The organism is Vibrio sp. Isolate30 (genome assembly GCF_022397975.1).
In the GTDB taxonomy this organism is placed as follows: Bacteria; Pseudomonadota; Gammaproteobacteria; order Enterobacterales; family Vibrionaceae; genus Vibrio; species Vibrio fortis.
The window spans coordinates 197,142-214,602 of sequence record NZ_JAKEUS010000004.1; the positions used below are offsets into that span (position 1 = coordinate 197,142).

A 17,461-nucleotide genomic window follows, 5' to 3' on the forward strand; every position below is an offset into this window, starting at 1 on the left:
TTTTTAATTAATGACAATACGAAAAGACGTGTGTCGATTTTATTTTTTATTCTGGTTCAACAAGTGGCCAGCCGCCAAGCGCTTTCCATTTGTTGACGATACCGCAAAACAGTTCAGCTGTTTTCTGAGTATCATACAAAGCAGAGTGTGCTTCTTTGTTGTCGAATTCCATCCCCGCAGTACGGCAAGCTTTAGCCAGAACGGTTTGGCCATAGGCAAGTCCACTTAAGGCAGCAGTGTCAAAAGTTGCAAAAGGATGGAAAGGGACGCGTTTAAGCTTACAACGCTCACTTGCAGCATTGACGAAGTTTAGGTCGAATGTTGCGTTGTGTGCCACCATGATTGCGCGGCTACAGTTGGAAGCTTTTTGTTCTTTTCTCACAAGTTTGTAGATTTCTTTGAGGGCTTCTTGCTCAGAGACCGCACCACGCAATGGGCTAAATGGGTCTTTGATGCCATTGAAATCCAAGGCTTCTTGCTCGATGTTGGCACCTTCAAAGGGCTCGATATGAAAATGAAGCGTCGATGCTGGATGGAGATCTCCGTTTTCATCCATTTTTAGGGTAATGGCACAGATTTCTAATAATGCATCGGTTTTCGCGTTGAACCCTGCGGTTTCCACGTCAATGACTACTGGAAAATAGCCACGGAAACGTTTTTTTAGGGTCAGAGCTTCGTTTTCTACAGTCATGTTAGCCCAAATAAGTGTGATTGAGGCTGCATTATTGCAGATAATAGCAGTGATAAAAACTCCAGAAAGTGATTAATTCATAAATTAGCAACCTACATTCGGCTCGATATTTGCATTAATCTGAATAGAGAGAATATGCGGCAATTGGCTGCATTGTTAAACGAATTGCTTAAGAGATACTCCCCCTTATGAATAAACGACTAATTACAGGTTCAATTCTGTTTTCGTTACTGATGTCGTCGACAGCGCTTGCGCAAGAGAAGCGATATGGAGCATCTCCTCAACAGTCGACGTGGGAAATGGTGGCAAACACGCCATTGGAATGTCGATTGGTTCACCCAATTCCAAATTTTGGTGATGCGGAGTTTTCATCCCGCGCCAGCAAAAAGATCATACTCGATTTTGAACTTAAAATGCGTCGCCCAATGGGGGCAACCCGCAACGTCAGCCTGATTTCTATGCCACCGCCTTGGCGCCCGGGTGAAAGTGCAGATCGAATGACGACGATTAAGTTTTTCCAACAATTTGATGGTTATGTTGGCGGTCAAACTGCTTGGGGTATCTTAAGCGAGTTAGAGAAGGGGCGTTACCCAACGTTTAGTTATCAAGAGTGGCAAAGCCGAGATCAGCGCATTGAAGTGGCACTCTCTTCGGTACTGTTCCAGCAAAAATACAATGTGTTCAGTGACTGTATAGCGAACTTGTTGCCGTACAGCTTTGAAGATATTTCATTTACGATCCTGCACTATGACCGTAATAGTGACCAGTTAAGTAAAGCGTCGCAGAAGCGTTTGAGTCAAATTGCTGAGTACATTCGTCATAATCAAGATATCGATCTTGTACTGGTGGCGACGTATACCGACTCGGCAGACAGTAAAGGTGTCAGCCAGAACTTATCGGAGCGTCGAGCAGAGTCGTTGCGTGAATATTTTAAGTCACTGGGTTTGTCAGAAGAGCGTATTCAAGTTCAAGGTTATGGTAAGCGCCGTCCGATTGCTGATAATGCCTCTCCAATCGGCAAAGACAAAAACCGACGTGTCGTTATTTCACTTGGTCGAACTCAGGTTTAGATTTTACGGTTATTACAGCTTTAACAAATTAACCAATAAAAAATGCCAGTCTTTTGAGACTGGCATTTTTTATGAGTAGGAATCAGTTAAGGCGGAATTTAGCAATGATTTCACAGTTAGTTGCTGTATCGATCTTCTCGACCATCGATGCTATTTGTGGGTTAGGGTGGCGCTTCATGAAGTCAATGAGTGCTTTTTTGCAGCAACCGATAGAGTCAATGAAACTTGAGCATTGCGTATTCGGGCATTGAGGAATAAGGGTTAACACTTTTTCAGAAGCGAGTTGTAGGTACTTCAATTCATAATCTGTATCGCCGGCCCAACGCCAGAATTGCGCCAGATTATGGCAAGAGATAACAGAGATTAGCAGTCGCTCGTCGGCTTCTATATCAGTACGTTCGGTGATTCTTTCACTGAGAGTCAGAGCTTGCTGATAATGCAGGATACTTCGAATAGGATCGTCGAGTTGCAGTGCAGTATCGGCAAGTAATGTGTGTTTTTCCCATTCGTTTATCATGATGATAGCTCCCTAATTAAAACTGGCATCAATCTAAACGATAATTATTATCATGTAAAGTCTGGTGATTGAGAATTAAGCAAGATGTAGTGTTTTATGGGACGCGCTGCTACAAAATAAGGGCAAATAAAAAGCGAGCACTAGGCTCGCTTTATGATTGAATGCATGGTGCTACTCAGCTGGTCTGCTTGAGGGATTAACCTTCTAGACCGGCACTTGCTTGCTTGTTTTGAATTAGCTCAATCATGTAACCGTCTGGGTCTTTAACAAATGCAATGTGAGTTGAACCACCTTTCACAGGGCCTGGTTCACGAGTTACATTACCACCTGCTGCTTTGATTGCATCACAAGTGGTGTAGATGTCATCAACACCGATCGCAACGTGACCAAACGCGTTGCCAAGATCATATTCAGACGTGCCCCAGTTGTACGTCAATTCAATCACAGAACCCTGTGATTCATCACCGTAACCCACAAATACCAATGTGTACTCATACTCTTTGTTTTCATTACGACGAAGGACATTCATACCCATCACGTCGGTGTAGAACTCGATTGAACGGTCAAGGTCTCCCACGCGCAGCATGGTGTGTAAAATACGGCCGTTTGACATAATTTTTGCTCCTAGCATTAATGTTTTATGGAAAACCGATAAATAGTTAGACTTCGGTTTTCTCTTTGAATTCGCATAAGTCTTCAATGATACAGCTACCACAGCGTGGCTTGCGCGCTACACAAGTATAGCGACCGTGCAGGATCAGCCAGTGGTGTACATCTAATTTGAACTCTTTAGGTACGACTTTAAGCAGCTTGGCTTCAACATCATCCACGGTTTTACCCATAGCAAACTTGGTGCGATTAGATACGCGATAGATGTGAGTATCGACGGCAATGGTTGGCCAGCCAAAAGCGGTGTTGAGTACCACGTTCGCTGTTTTTCGTCCGACACCCGGCAATGCTTCAAGAGCTGCACGGTCTTCAGGAACTTCACCGTTGTGTAGGTCAAGTAGCATACGACAAGTCTTGATGGTGTTCTCTGCTTTGGAGTTAAACAGGCCAATTGTTTTGATGTACTCTTTCAAGCCTTCAACACCCAAGTCATAGATAGCTTGAGGTGTATTAGCAACTGGATAAAGTTTGTCGGTTGCTTTGTTTACACTGACATCAGTGGCTTGCGCTGATAGTAAAACAGCGATTAACAGCTCAAATGGCGAACTCCAATTAAGCTCCGTTTGAGGGTTAGGGTTGTTTTCCCTTAAACGCTCTAAGATCTGAACGCGTTTGACATTATTCATAGTGACATTACTTTCCAGTTTTAAAGCTTGGAGTTGCTTACGCTTCAAGCTTGTTCTTTTCGCACTCTTTTGAGTGTCTCTGTTTATATTTGCAAAAGGGGCTAAATTAGCCCCTTTAAATAGTTTGAACTACACGTTAGTGACACGCGCACGTTCGATAGTTGGTTTTTCTTGCTTCGGCTGTCTCGCCTTTGCTTGATGGTCGATTAGGTTTTTCAATGCAATCAAGAAACCGACACCAATGAAGGCGCCCGGTGGTAGCAAGGCGAGCAGAAAGCTATTGTGGAATTGGAATATTTCAATTCTTAATGCGGACGCCCAATCACCTAGCAGAAGGTCTGCACCGTCAAATAGGGTACCGTTACCGGTGATTTCACGCATCGCACCCAACACGACCAAAACCGCGGTCATGCCCATGCCCATCCAGAAGCCATCTTGTGCCGCTGGAAGTACCGTGTTTTTTGAAGCAAAGGCTTCAGCGCGGCCGATGATGATACAGTTGGTTACGATAAGCGGAATGAAGATACCTAGCGATAAGTACAAGCCGTATGCGTAAGCATTCATTAGTAGTTGAACGCAAGTTACCAACGATGCAATGATCATCACGAACACGGGAATACGTACCTCTTTTGGAACGTGATTACGAACCAAAGAGACGCAGACATTTGAGCCTACCAGAACGAGTAGTGTTGCAATGCCTAAACCTAGCGCATTCGTAACCGTTGACGAAACCGCAAGTAACGGGCAAAGACCAAGTAGCTGTACAAGGGCAGGGTTGTTTGCCCACATACCATTTTTGATTAGCATTTTATGTTCACTCATTACGCTCCTCCACAATTTTTAGGCTGAGACAACAGTGCCTGTTGGTTTTCATTAACGAAAACGACGGCATTTTTGACCGCTTTGACAACCGCTCTTGGTGTGATGGTTGCTCCGGTGAACTGGTCGAAGTCACCGCCATCTTTGCGCACTTTCCATTTGTCTTGATTCGCTTCTGTAACTTGTTTACCAGTAAACGAAGTGATCCAGTCGGTAACGCGGAGATCGATTTTATCACCAAGCCCTGGCGTTTCTTGATGTGAAAGCACACGAGTACCCAGCACCGTACCATCGATATCAAGACCCACGATCACCTTAATCGCACCGTTGTAGCCATCGGGTGCAATCGCTTCAATCGCAATAGCACTAGGTTCACCATTGATGGTTGCAATGTAAGCAGGCATGGCTTGTTTGCTACCAAGTGCCTCTGATTCTACTAGGGTACAAGAAGAAAAGAGTTCATTGTCATGCTTCTCGTGTGGAATCACTTGATTCAAAACAGACAGTAGTTGAGCTTGTTCTTGAAGTTTGATTTGGTCTTTCGTTAGATAGTGAGTCACCGCCACTAAGCCAGTAGACGCACAGGCAAATATTGCTAGGGTTAGACCATTTTTTCTAATCGCATTTAGCATTGTCTGTCGTTTCCTTAATGGCCGTATGTACGAGGTTTGGTGTAGTAGTCGATCAAAGGAACGCACATGTTTGCTAGCAATACTGCGAACGCGACACCATCTGGGAAACCACCCCAGCTACGAATGATGAAAACTAAACCACCGATCATGGCACCAAACACCAGTCTACCTTTAACCGTGGTAGAGGCTGAAACAGGATCCGTTGCAATGAAAAATGCGCCTAGCATCGTCGCACCTGAAAGTAGGTGAACCATTGGCGAGGCTGTCTCACCAGGAGTCAGTACACTGAACACCAGGCTAAACAGCGTCAAACTTGCTAAGAATGAAACAGGGATATACCACTGAATCACTCGTTGTTTAATAAGCACTAAACCACCAAGTAGGTAAGCAATGTTTACCCACTCCCAACCGATGCCTGCTAGCCAACTAAACTGGGGCTGTGAAAGGGCTTCAGATGCTGTGTTACCTGCAGCCAATGCTGTCTTAAAGGCATCCAAAGGCGTCGCCATAGTGGTGCCATCGATACCAATGCGCGCTTGCTGTAACGAGAGACCTTCATTGTTGAAGCCAGTAAAGATCATCAAGAACGAATCAACAAAGCTTGCAGGCTCGGCACTCAAACTTATCGGTGCATTCCAGCTTGTCATTTGTACTGGGAATGAAATCAGCAACACTACGTAGGCGACCATGGCTGGGTTAAATGGGTTTTGTCCCAATCCGCCATAAAGGTGCTTAGCAATAACAATGGCAAAGAACAAGCCGATAACCATTAACCACCACGGAGAGTGTGGCGGGATCGCAACACTCAGCAACCAAGCTGTTACGACGGCGCTGTAGTCACGCAAAGCCATAATAGGTGGACGTTTACGCAGTAGCATGACGCCCGCTTCAAAAGTAACGGCGAGCAAAATAGCCAATACTAGCTGAATAATTGTGCCCCAACCAAAGAAGTAGGTTTGAGCCAGTAATCCAGGTAATGCCGCAATCGCCACCCATTTCATCAAATCTGGTGTGCTTCTGCGGCTATGCGCATGCGGTGAGCTGGCAATAAAAAAGGCCACTACTCTTTCTCCTCAATATTCTTTTTATTTTGCTCTTGCTGAGCTTTTCTCGCTTTCGCGCGTGCAATAGCGGCAGCGACAGCAGCTTTCTTCGGATCGACCACTTCGTCGGTTGATTCAGCTTCTGCTTCTTCAACTTGTGACTCGGCTTGCTGAGCCTTCTTTGCTTTAGCGCGAGCAATGGCAGCAGCGACAGCGGCTTTTTTCGGGTCAATGCTTTCTTCGGTTGATTCAGCTTCAGCTTCTTCAACTTTTGATTGAGCTTGCTGAGCCTTCTTTGCTTTAGCGCGAGCAATGGCAGCAGCGATAGCGGCTTTTTTCGGGTCAATGCTTTCTTCGGTTGATTCAGCTTCTGCTTCTTCAACTTGTGACTCGGCTTGCTGAGCCTTTTTCGCTTTAGCGCGAGCAATGGCAGCAGCGACAGCAGCTTTCTTCGGGTCAACGCTTACGTCTGTTGATTCTGTTTCAGCTTCTTCAACTTTCGACTCAGCTTGCTGAGCCTTTTTCGCTTTTGCGCGAGCAATGGCCGCAGCGACAGCGGCTTTCTTAGGATCAACGCTTTCGTCTGTTGATTCTGTTTCCGCAGCTTCCACTTGTGGTTCGGCTTGCTGAGCCTTTTTCGCTTTAGCGCGAGCAATGGCGGCAGCGATAGCGGCTTTCTTAGGATCAACGCTTGCGTCTGTTGATTCAGCTTCTTCAACTTGCGACTCGGCTTGCTGAGCCTTCTTCGCTTTAGCGCGTGCTATTGCAGCCGCAACGGCATCTTTCTTATTGGCACTGCTTGTGTCTGAGTTTGCCTCAGCCTGTTGTGCCTTTTTCGCTTTAGCACGAGCAATAGCAGCAGCGACCGCATCTTTTTTATCTTCGCCTGACGTTTGGTTTTCCGCATTGGCTTGTTGAGCTTTACGCTCTCTTGCAAGCTTCTTACGCTCTTCACGTAGCTTCGACATTTCAGAATTATCTGGCTCAGCACTGTTACCTTGCTGGGCTGCCGCTTGTTTCGCTTTTGCTTTGGCGATAGCTGCTGCAACCGCTGGTTTCACTGCGGGTTCTTTGCTGGTGGTATCCGCAGCCGCTTTCTGTGCTTTAACCCTTGCGATAGCAGCAGCGATAGCATCGTCACCGTCAGATGTTTTCATCTCTTTCCGGCGGTTGTCAGCGGCTTTCTTAAAGCGATTTTCACGCTCAGCTTTATCACGCTCCATACGAGCGTTCTTCTCTTCAAAGCGTTGTTTGGCTCGTTCAGCAGCAGCAGCTTCATCTCGACGAGTCTTGATTTCAGCTTTTGCTTGACGATAGTACTGAACTAGCGGGATCTCACTAGGGCACACAAATGCACAAGCACCACATTCAATACAGTCTTTGATATTCAGTTCTTCACACTTATCGAGCTCGTTCGCTTTAGCGTGCCATTGCAGTTGCTGTGGCAATAGAGACGCAGGGCAAGCTTCTGCACATTGACTACAACGGATACATTCCATTTCATAGCTATTTGGAGAGATCTCACGGCGTGTCGGCGCTAGAATACAGTTCGACGTTTTAGTGATTGGCACATTTTCATGTGGCAAGGTGAAGCCCATCATAGGACCACCCAGAATGAGCCTTGGTAATTTCTTATCGGCTTTGTAGCCGAACTCAGTAAGCAGTGCGCTAACCGGAGTACCAAGTAACGCCCATACGTTACGTGGTTGCTTAAAAGTTTTACCTGTCAGCGTAACAACACGATTCACAACAGGCTCGCCATCAATCACCGCGCGTTTGATCGAGTACAGTGATCCGACGTTTTGGACTAATACACCAATATCGGCAGGAATGCCGCCAGCTGGTACTTCTTTATTTGTCAGGATCTTAATCAGCTGCTTTTCACCACCCGATGGGTATTTGGTTGGGATCACGCGAATAACAATATCTTTGTCCTTCGCTGCGATCTCTAGAGCTTTGATCGCTTCAGGCTTGTTGTCTTCGATACCAATGACAGTCAGTTTTGGCTGCAATAGATGCTCAACAACTTCGATACCTTTTAGCACTTCGTCTGCATGCTCTTGAAGTAGCTTGTCATCTGAGGTGATGTAAGGTTCACACTCTGCCGCGTTAACGATCAGAATTTCTGTACGACCTAGGCCAGATTGCAGTTTTTTAGCTGTAGGGAAGCCAGCGCCGCCCATACCTGAAATGCCCGCTTGACGAATAATATCAAGCAGTTCATCTGAGGTTTTTTGAGTGTAATCTTCAGTGCTTTGGCGCTCGATCCATTGATCTTGGCCATCGGGCTTGATGACGATGCTCAGTTCTGACAAGCCAGAAGGGTGAGCTGTCGTTCTTGGTTCGATCGCAACAACACTACCTGATGTTGGAGCATGAACAGGTAGGGTGAAGCCTGTATCAAGAGCTGTAAGTTGTTGCCCTTTTAATACACTATCGCCAACGGCGACAAGTAGATTACCCGCTTTACCAATATGCTGTTTTACAGGCAGGACAATCTCTTGCGGGATCGCAGCATGAGCGATAGCTAGACCGTTAGACTGCTTTTTGTTCTCTGCTGGGTGCACGCCACCAGGAAATGTCCAAACTGAGCCGGTACGAATTTGTTCAATTAATGAGTTCATACTAACCCTACGCCTGTTTATCTGCGTCTGCAGTTTGGTTAGTAATATCAGTAACCGGAATTATGTTCATCTGCCATTTCCAATTTTCAGTTGTTGTCGCGACTGGAATCATTTCTATACAGTCTGTAGGGCAAGGAGCCACACAAAGATCACATCCAGTACACTCATCTTTGATCACCGTGTGAAGGGCTTTGGTTCCGCCAACAATTGCGTCGACTGGGCACGCTTGAATACACTTAGTACAGCCGATACACATATCTTCATGAATAAAGGCAACGGTCTTAACTTTGTTGTCTAAGTCGTGTGCTGAATCTTCAACTTCTACGCCCATTAAGTCTGCGAGCTTTTCGATTGTAGCTTGGCCACCTGGAGGACACTTGTTGATGCTATCGCCGTTAGCAATCGCTTCGGCATAAGGTCTACAGCCGGGATAACCACATTGACCACATTGAGTTTGAGGCAAAATAGTGTCGATTTGATCAACGATCGGATCTGCCTCAACTTTAAATCGAATAGAGGCGAAGCCAAGAATAGCGCCGAATACAGCAGCCAATATAGCTAAGGCAATAATTGCAATTAGAATGGTACTCATGGTTACTTCACCAATCCTGTAAAGCCCATGAATGCCAATGACATTAGGCCTGCAGTGATCATTGCAATAGATGCGCCTTTGAATGGCATTGGCACATCGGCCACGGTAATACGCTCACGCATAGCGGCAAATAGGATCAGTACCAGAGAGAAACCAATCGATGCACCGAAACCGTAAACGATCGATTGAATAAAGTTGTGATTCTCATTGATGTTGAGAAGTGCCACACCTAATACAGCACAGTTGGTCGTGATCAACGGCAGGAAGATACCGAGAAGTCTGTATAGCGTTGGGCTGGTTTTGTGGACAACCATTTCAGTGAATTGAACCACTACAGCGATCACTAAGATGAAGCTCATGGTTCTTAAATATTCGATGCCCAGTGGTGCAAGGATGTAGTTTTCTACAAGGTACGAGCAAACCGACGCAAGTGTTAACACAAACGTCGTAGCAAGGCCCATACCGATCGCCGTCTCCAGTTTTTTGGAAACGCCCATGAAAGGACACAGCCCTAAAAATTTAACTAGCACAAAGTTGTTGACCAGCACAGTGCCAACCAACAACAAAAGGTATTCGGTCATAATGGATTAATTCTTGAAATTCCGATCCCAATATTATCCTGCTTTGCTCACCTAATAACAACCAAGGATCGTTAGGGATTTAGGCAGTTGATGAAAAAATCTACGGCTAATCGTTTGATTCACATGGTTGTAGCAAGTATAGACGCTCTCAATCCCAAGGATCGTTGCAAAATGTAAGACTAAGAATGCAGATTTTAACGTTGGTTCATACGGTCGGAAGAGAAATTTAGGTCAATAGAAACGCAAAAAGCCGCATCGAGTGATGCGGCTTCTTTAAATTTGGCTCCCCTTGTCGGGACTCGAACGCGGGCGGCTAGCTATGAGACATTAACTTGGAACAAGTTAGTCGCAGTTAAAACGAAAAAAGCTCAATCTTTCGATTGAGCTTTTTTCTAGAATTTGGACTTCCCATGTCGGGATTGGAACGCGGACGGCTAGTACGGTCCGACGTTTCGACTGAGACATTGGTTTGGTACAAACCAGTCGCTTTAAAACGCAAAAAGCCGCATCGAGAGATGCGGCTTCTTTAAATTTGGCTCGCCTTGTCGGGGCTCGTACGCGGGCGGCTAGGTCTGAGACATTAACTTGGAACAAGTTAGTCGCAGTTAAAACGAAAAAAGCTCAATCTTTCGATTGAGCTTTTTCTAAAATTTGGCTCCCCCTGCGGGACTCGAACCTGCGACATACGGATTAACAGTCCGCCGTTCTACCAACTGAACTAAGGGGGAATTGCTTGTTAGCGACGCGAATATTAATCACAGCATCGATTTCTGTCAACAGTAAATGCCGACAAAAAAATAGATAAATTACTTTACTTTTCTGTAGCCCTTGTAGAATTTGGCTTTGCTTTAGTTATCCACCAAAATTGTGGATAAGTGTGTGGGCGAAACTTTGACAACCCTAGTTGGATGTTTAGTTAGAAGAGGTGCTTTTATTGTAAGTGCTTATGAAGTAAGAGTTTAATCTGGTTTTTTGCGAGTGTATAACTTTTGGTGGTTACTGTGTGAGCAGAATAAAACGTGGTTATTTTAGATATTTTGGGGAAAAGTCGTGGATTAAAATATTTGAAATTAAGCGGAGAAGCTTGGGTAGGGCGACGGATAATATCAATTAATCTGAATAAAAGCTATAACTTAACGACAATAATATGAGGTGATTGTTTCGATAAGGGTTGCATCGATAGCCAACCTAAGGAGACAATACCCTGATTAAATAAACAGTATGGGAATGACAACCTATGAGTAAACTCTTTGACTTGGTTTCTGACTATAAACCCTCAGGTGACCAACCGACCGCCATTGCAAAGCTGTTAGATGGTTTAGATTCTGGGTTAGCGCACCAGACGCTGCTAGGGGTTACGGGATCGGGGAAAACCTTTACCTTAGCGAATGTCATTTCCGAGGCTCAACGCCCAGCTATCTTACTTGCACCAAACAAAACTCTGGCCGCTCAGCTTTATGGTGAGATGAAAGCCTTTTTCCCAAACAATGCAGTTGAGTATTTCGTTTCTTACTATGATTACTATCAGCCGGAAGCATATGTTCCGACCACGGATACTTTCATTGAAAAAGACGCTTCGGTTAACGCACATATCGAGCAGATGCGTCTTTCTGCCACCAAAGCCCTGCTTGAACGCAAAGATGCCATCATCGTAGCGTCAGTATCGGCGATTTATGGTCTGGGTGATCCTAAGTCTTACCTCAAGATGATGCTTCATGTGTGTCGTGGTGATGTGATTGACCAACGAGACATTCTGCGACGTCTCGCTGAGCTCCAATATTCAAGAAATGACGTTGCCTTTGAACGCGGCCAGTTTCGCGTGCGCGGCGAAGTCATTGATATCTTCCCTGCTGAATCTGATCAAGATGCCGTTAGAATCGAGATGTTCGACGATGAAGTCGACTGTATTAGTATTTTTGACCCGCTGACCGGTGTCGTAAAGCAGCGTGACTTGCCAAGGTTTACGGTTTATCCGAAAACGCACTACGTGACACCTCGCGAAACCATATTGGATGCGATCGAGAACATTAAAGAAGAGCTGCGCGAACGAGCACAGTACCTCAAAGACAATAATAAGCTCTTGGAAGAACAGCGCATTTCACAGCGTACACAGTTTGATATTGAAATGATGACTGAGCTGGGTTTCTGTTCGGGTATCGAGAACTATTCCCGTTATTTAAGTGGTCGTGCAGAAGGAGAAGCTCCGCCTACCTTATTTGATTATCTGCCTGCAGACGGTCTTTTGGTTATCGATGAGTCGCACGTAACCGTACCGCAAATTGGCGCCATGTATAAAGGCGACCGTTCACGTAAAGAAACGCTGGTGGAGTTTGGTTTCCGTTTGCCGTCTGCACTGGACAACCGACCAATGAAGTTTGATGAGTTTGAGGCGATTGCGCCACAGACTATTTTTGTCTCTGCAACACCGGGTAACTATGAACTCGAAAAGTCTGACGGCGATATTGCGGATCAAGTGGTTCGTCCGACTGGCTTGCTCGACCCTGAGATTGAAGTGCGTCCTGTTGCTACTCAAGTCGATGATCTTCTGTCTGAGATCCGTATTCGCTCACAGAAAGACGAGCGTGTGTTGGTGACAACGCTGACCAAGCGTATGGCAGAAGACCTTACTGAATATCTGACAGAACATGGTGTGAAAGTTCGTTACTTACACTCTGATATAGATACGGTGGAGCGTGTTGAGATCATCCGAGATTTGAGACTGGGTGAGTTTGATGTCTTAGTCGGAATCAACTTGCTCCGAGAAGGTTTGGATATGCCTGAGGTGTCGTTGGTGGCGATCCTTGATGCAGATAAAGAGGGCTTCTTGCGTTCTGAACGCTCTCTGATTCAGACCATTGGCCGTGCGGCACGTAACTTACATGGTAAGGCGATTCTGTACGGTGACTCGATCACTAAATCGATGAAAAAGGCGATTGATGAGACCGAGCGTCGCCGCATTAAACAGATGCAATACAATGAAGAGCAGGGTATTACGCCGCAAGCATTAAAGCGTAATGTTAAAGATATCATGGAGCTTGGCGACATCACTAAGTCGAAGAAACAGCGCCAATCTAAGCAGGTACCTCTGTCTAAAGTGGCTGAGGATTCGGCTAACTACGCAACGCTAAGTCCACAAGAACTCGATAAAGCGATCAGCAAACTAGAAGCTGAGATGTATCAACATGCCCAAAACCTCGAGTTTGAGCTTGCAGCACAGAAGCGTGATGAGATTGAACAAATGAGGCAGCAATTCATCACCAATAGCTAACCCTCGGTAGCCAGCGGCAAAACGGACAAAAAAAAGCCAGTAGTAACTCATCTACTGGCTCACATTTGTGGAAATGTCATCCACTAACAACGTCAGTTGGCTAGGTGACCCGAAGGTCAATTATTTGACTGCATCCTTCATGCCAGATGTTTAACTGTATGATTCTTGGTTATCATAGAAAATGATGCGATAAAATTTGCGTAGTAATTTGCATAATGCAAAGCGGAATGCGATTATTACAATAAATGCAAAATAATATCGGCTAGGATATGCAATCACAAACATTTGATAACAAATCTAAATATTTGTTAATGGTGGAAGATACGGCGTCAGTCGCGGCGTTATATCGATCTTACCTGACCCCATTAGAGATAGATATCAATATCGTAGGGACAGGTAAAGAGGCTATCGAGAGCCTAAATCACCGAATCCCAGACCTCATTCTACTTGATCTTCGTCTTCCTGATATGACGGGGATGGATGTCCTTTTTGCGGTAAAGCAGAACTTTCCTGAAGTCCCTGTCATTTTCATGACGGCTCACGGTTCAATTGATACTGCAGTTGAAGCAATGCGTCACGGCTCTCAAGACTTTTTGATTAAGCCTTGTGAAGCTGACCGTCTGCGTATCACGGTTAATAATGCGATTCGTAAAGCAACTAAGCTGAAGAACAGCGCTGAGCATCCGGGCAGTCAGAATTACCAAGGTTTCATCGGCAGTAGCCAAACCATGCAGCAGGTATATCGCACTATTGATTCAGCCGCTTCAAGTAAAGCCAGTATCTTTATTACTGGCGAAAGTGGTACCGGTAAAGAGGTGTGTGCTGAAGCCGTTCACGCTGCGAGTAAGCGAGGCGATAAACCGTTTATTGCGATTAACTGTGCTGCGATTCCTAAAGATCTCATTGAGAGTGAGCTATTTGGTCACGTTAAAGGTGCGTTTACGGGCGCTGCGACCGACCGACAAGGTGCTGCAGAGCTAGCGGATGGCGGCACTCTGTTCCTCGATGAGCTTTGTGAGATGGACTTGGAACTTCAAACCAAGCTGCTTCGTTTCATTCAAACGGGTACGTTCCAAAAAGTGGGCTCTTCAAAGATGAAGAGTGTGGATGTGCGCTTTGTGTGCGCGACCAACAGAGACCCATGGAAAGAAGTGCAAGAAGGACGCTTCCGTGAAGATTTGTACTACCGTTTATATGTTATCCCATTGCATCTTCCGCCTTTGCGAGAACGTGGTGAAGATGTGATTGAGATTGCTTACTCCTTACTTGGTTATATGTCAGTGGAAGAAGGAAAAGCGTTTGTTCGTTTTTCTCAAGAAGTTATTGATCGATTTAATCAGTATGAGTGGCCGGGTAATGTACGACAGTTGCAGAATGTTTTGCGAAATGTTGTGGTACTCAACAACGGTAAAGAGATCACGCTCGGTATGTTGCCACCACCGCTCAATCAACCGTTGGAAAACAGCCTAAGATTGAAAGAAAAACAGAGTGAAGACATAACGGTTAAAGATATTTTCCCACTATGGCTCACTGAAAAAACAGCGATAGAACAAGCGATTAAGGCATGTGATGGTAATATTCCGAGAGCTGCAGGCTTTTTGGATGTGAGTCCATCGACAATTTATCGCAAGTTACAGGCATGGAATGCAAAACAATCATCCTCAGAATAATTAGTGCATAAGAATAACGATGAACATACTAAACCAAGAAAAAGTTGATGAACTTGCCAATGAAATCGGCCAAGAGAATGTGCCAGTTTTGTTAGAGATATTTTTGGGAGAACTCAAGGGCTATCACGAGCATTTGGAGCAGAGCAATGCGGTAGACTCTGCCAAATATTTAGCCGATATCAGTCATGCGCTAAAGAGCAGTGCTGCAAGTTTTGGTGCCGATGCTCTCTGTGACTTTGCAATTGGTTTGGACGCTAAGGTAAAACAAGCTAAATCGATCACCGATGAAGACTATCAAGATATGAAAGCATTGTTGGTCTCGACATACACAGAATACCAACAGTTGATGAGTTAAGAAAAAGGAGCGCAATGCTCCTTTTTTGTGTCAGGTCGCAAGATACCTTGTTTATGCTAGCTGAGCTTCGATAGCTTGCTGGAGCTTGACTCTATCATGACGCCAATCTCGGTTAGGTGAAGCAAGGTCAGTTGTCACGCAATGCCATAGTCCATCGAGTTCTGGATGAGCGGTATCACCAATGATCACGTCCACTTTGCGTGCTTTACATGCACGTTCACACCATTCGATCTTCTCTTTTAGCGACATCATGCCAGCAGGGCCGTGCTCAGGAGAAAGGTTTTCAACCAAAATCACCTTCGCCTTGGTATTGTCTGCTATCGCTTTACCAATTTCCGGTAAAAGTAGTGGCGGCATAATACTGGTTAAGAAACTGCCTGGTCCCAAGACAATGCAATCAGCTTCTGCAATTGCTAACACCGCTTCTTTAGTGGCTGGTACTTCTGGTGATAGGTCAAGGCGGCGCAAACGCTCATTCATATCATCAACGTTGGTTTCACCTGTTACCCAACGGCCCTCTAAAGAAAGAGCGGTTAAATCTGAAGGGTGCTCTGTCATTGGTACAATGTTGACGTCAACTTTGAGCATGCTGCGGATCAGATTGATTGCTTCCAGTGGTCTTACTGAAAGGTTGTCCAAGGCAGTTAGCATTAGGTTCCCAAGGTTGTGACCATCAAGTTCGCCCTGGCCTCGGAAGCGATATTCAAACATCATTGAACTAATGGAAGGCTCAGTAATTAACTGGTTGATACAGTTGCGAGTGTCACCCCATGCGATACCACCTTGGCAGTCTCGAATTCGACCTGTTGATCCACCATTATCTGTGGTAGCTACAATGCCTGTTGCGTTACTACCGAACTGTTTAAGTGCCGCTAACATGCGACCTAAGCCGTGACCGCCGCCAATTGCGACGACTTTTTTTGAAGAGTACAAATTCATTTTTTAGTTCTTATTAGATTATTACCAACTATAATTTAGGGTAAATGCTTATAGGCAGATACTCAACAAGAGTTATTTTGAGGGTCTGGTGCGGTTTTTTTGCCGTTGAGGTTCGTTTTTTTGGCAACAGAGCTAGATTCACACACAATTATTAAGTATTTTATACGCAGCTACTACGTGTGCCCCAGTGTACCGTAGTTGCCATAACTCCGAGCTCTTACATGCTAAGTCGCACAGTGGTATTTTGCTGTATTGATAAGCGTTAAGAGCCAGTGACATGTTGTCACAAGGGCTTAATTGGAAATGATTATGCCTCCCGTGTTTGGAAAGGTGTTCCGTGGCGCAACAATTCGAAGATAGATTCCATCGCAAGTTTTATTACTTGCGCTTGTCAGTTACAGACGTATGTAACTTTAAATGTACGTATTGCTTACCTGATGGCTATAAGCCTTCGGGGCAGAAAAACTCGTCTTTTCTCAGTGTTCCCGAGATCAAACGCATCGTAAGAGCGTTTGCTGATTGTGGTACCTCCAAGATTCGTATTACTGGTGGCGAGCCAAGCCTACGCAAAGATTTCACTGAAATTATCGATACAGTAGCCAGCACTCCGGGTATTCAAAAAGTTGCGACTACCACTAACGGTTATCGCATGGAAAAGCAGGTTGCACAGTGGCGTGAAGCAGGTCTAACGAATATTAACGTCAGTGTTGATAGCTTAGACTCGCGCATGTTCCATCAAATCACAGGTGAGAATAAGTTCACCGAGGTGATGCGTGGTATCGATAAAGCGTTCGAAGTCGGTTATGAACAGATCAAAGTTAATGTTGTGTTGATGAAAGATCTCAATAGCCAAGAGCTGCCTTCATTTCTTAACTGGATCAAAGATAAGCCTATCCAATTGCGGTTTATTGAGTTGATGCAAACTGGTGAAATGGATGACTTGTTCGATAAACACCATGTATCTGGCGTTGCTATCAGAAATCATTTGATTGCGAACGGCTGGCTGCTGAAAGTCAAAGCGGTTAATGACGGCCCTGCGCAGGTCTTTGTTCACCCAGACTACAAGGGTGAAATTGGTTTGATCATGCCTTATGAGAAAGACTTCTGTGAAAGCTGTAATCGTCTGCGTGTGTCTGCGACAGGTAAGCTTCACTTGTGTCTCTTTGGAGATCACGGTGTTGAGCTACGCGATCTTCTCCAGCAAGACGAACAAGAAGATGCGCTTATCGCACGTATTCAGGCTGAGCTACAAACCAAGTCAGTGAGTCACTTCCTCCATGATGGCAACAGCGGTATGACTCCGCACCTTGCCTCTATTGGCGGCTAAGCTCCCACATCAACAATATTTAATCACCTAGCTTAGGC

Annotated in this window: 16 protein-coding genes, 1 tRNA gene and 1 riboswitch; of the genes, 5 read left to right on the forward strand and 12 right to left on the reverse strand. The window is 45.3% G+C overall.

What is annotated here, in order from left to right:
• Positions 1 to 46 precede the first annotated feature (46 nt).
• Positions 47 to 691 carry a ribonuclease T gene (gene rnt, locus L1D60_RS13145; protein ID WP_032551987.1) on the reverse strand — a complete coding sequence of 215 codons (645 nt, stop codon included), beginning with the start codon at positions 689 to 691 and terminating at the stop codon, positions 47 to 49.
• A 188-nt stretch (positions 692 to 879) separates the two neighbouring features.
• On the opposite strand from rnt, the gene L1D60_RS13150 reads away from it, so the two are divergent.
• Positions 880 to 1,761 (forward strand): OmpA family protein, encoded by an 882-nt coding sequence (locus L1D60_RS13150; protein ID WP_239841443.1) that lies wholly within the window; start codon positions 880 to 882, stop codon positions 1,759 to 1,761.
• 82 nt (positions 1,762 to 1,843) lie between these two features.
• On the opposite strand, the gene L1D60_RS13155 is transcribed toward L1D60_RS13150, so the two are convergent.
• From L1D60_RS13155 to L1D60_RS13200, 10 genes are all read right to left on the reverse strand, one after another.
• Positions 1,844 to 2,278, reverse strand: coding sequence for a DUF2753 domain-containing protein (locus tag L1D60_RS13155; RefSeq protein WP_032551989.1), 435 nt, complete (start codon positions 2,276 to 2,278; stop codon positions 1,844 to 1,846).
• A 196-nt stretch (positions 2,279 to 2,474) separates the two neighbouring features.
• On the reverse strand, positions 2,475 to 2,891 hold the full coding sequence (gloA, locus tag L1D60_RS13160; protein WP_239841444.1) for a lactoylglutathione lyase: 417 nt from the start codon (positions 2,889 to 2,891) through the stop codon (positions 2,475 to 2,477).
• 46 nt (positions 2,892 to 2,937) lie between these two features.
• A complete protein-coding gene (nth, locus tag L1D60_RS13165; protein WP_239841445.1) occupies positions 2,938 to 3,573 on the reverse strand; it encodes an endonuclease III in 636 nt (211 codons plus the stop codon).
• A 129-nt stretch (positions 3,574 to 3,702) separates the two neighbouring features.
• Positions 3,703 to 4,395, reverse strand: coding sequence for an electron transport complex subunit E (locus tag L1D60_RS13170; RefSeq protein WP_239841446.1), 693 nt, complete (start codon positions 4,393 to 4,395; stop codon positions 3,703 to 3,705).
• Positions 4,395 to 5,024, reverse strand: coding sequence for an electron transport complex subunit RsxG (rsxG, locus tag L1D60_RS13175; RefSeq protein WP_239841447.1), 630 nt, complete (start codon positions 5,022 to 5,024; stop codon positions 4,395 to 4,397). The genes L1D60_RS13170 and rsxG overlap by 1 nt, the downstream gene beginning before the upstream one ends.
• Positions 5,025 to 5,038: 14 nt before the next feature.
• The gene (gene rsxD, locus L1D60_RS13180; RefSeq protein WP_239841448.1) at positions 5,039 to 6,085 is read right to left on the reverse strand and encodes an electron transport complex subunit RsxD; all 1,047 of its coding nucleotides are present in this window, start codon (positions 6,083 to 6,085) and stop codon (positions 5,039 to 5,041) included.
• Positions 6,085 to 8,691: an electron transport complex subunit RsxC gene (gene rsxC / locus L1D60_RS13185; RefSeq protein ID WP_239841449.1), complete on the reverse strand. Its 2,607-nt coding sequence runs from the start codon at positions 8,689 to 8,691 to the stop codon at positions 6,085 to 6,087. Before rsxC ends, rsxD begins: the two co-directional genes overlap by 1 nt.
• 7 nt (positions 8,692 to 8,698) lie before the next feature.
• Complete coding sequence (gene rsxB, locus L1D60_RS13190) at positions 8,699 to 9,283, reverse strand: electron transport complex subunit RsxB (RefSeq protein WP_239841450.1); 585 nt, start codon at positions 9,281 to 9,283, stop codon at positions 8,699 to 8,701.
• Positions 9,284 to 9,285: 2 nt separating this feature from the next.
• Positions 9,286 to 9,864, reverse strand: coding sequence for an electron transport complex subunit RsxA (gene rsxA / locus L1D60_RS13195; RefSeq protein WP_032551997.1), 579 nt, complete (start codon positions 9,862 to 9,864; stop codon positions 9,286 to 9,288).
• Between the two features lie 652 nt (positions 9,865 to 10,516).
• Positions 10,517 to 10,592 (reverse strand) — tRNA-Asn (locus L1D60_RS13200).
• Between the two features lie 509 nt (positions 10,593 to 11,101).
• Here L1D60_RS13200 and uvrB point away from each other — a divergent pair.
• The 3 genes from uvrB (at position 11,102) to luxU (ending at position 15,157) form a co-directional block, all read left to right on the forward strand.
• Positions 11,102 to 13,132 carry an excinuclease ABC subunit UvrB gene (gene uvrB, locus L1D60_RS13205; RefSeq protein ID WP_239841451.1) on the forward strand — a complete coding sequence of 677 codons (2,031 nt, stop codon included), beginning with the start codon at positions 11,102 to 11,104 and terminating at the stop codon, positions 13,130 to 13,132.
• Between the two features lie 269 nt (positions 13,133 to 13,401).
• Positions 13,402 to 14,802 (forward strand): quorum-sensing sigma-54 dependent transcriptional regulator LuxO, encoded by a 1,401-nt coding sequence (gene luxO / locus L1D60_RS13210; RefSeq protein ID WP_239841452.1) that lies wholly within the window; start codon positions 13,402 to 13,404, stop codon positions 14,800 to 14,802.
• Positions 14,803 to 14,821: 19 nt separating this feature from the next.
• Positions 14,822 to 15,157: a quorum-sensing phosphorelay protein LuxU gene (luxU, locus tag L1D60_RS13215; protein WP_239841453.1), complete on the forward strand. Its 336-nt coding sequence runs from the start codon at positions 14,822 to 14,824 to the stop codon at positions 15,155 to 15,157.
• A 51-nt stretch (positions 15,158 to 15,208) separates the two neighbouring features.
• Here luxU and L1D60_RS13220 read toward each other — a convergent pair whose 3' ends face one another.
• Complete coding sequence (locus tag L1D60_RS13220) at positions 15,209 to 16,096, reverse strand: YvcK family protein (protein WP_239841454.1); 888 nt, start codon at positions 16,094 to 16,096, stop codon at positions 15,209 to 15,211.
• Positions 16,097 to 16,291: 195 nt separating this feature from the next.
• Positions 16,292 to 16,445, forward strand: a riboswitch (molybdenum cofactor riboswitch).
• Between L1D60_RS13220 and moaA the strand changes: the two genes are divergently transcribed.
• Positions 16,434 to 17,423: a GTP 3',8-cyclase MoaA gene (moaA, locus tag L1D60_RS13225; RefSeq protein WP_239841455.1), complete on the forward strand. Its 990-nt coding sequence runs from the start codon at positions 16,434 to 16,436 to the stop codon at positions 17,421 to 17,423. (Overlaps the previous riboswitch by 12 nt.)
• The last annotated feature ends 38 nt before the right edge of the window (positions 17,424 to 17,461 follow it).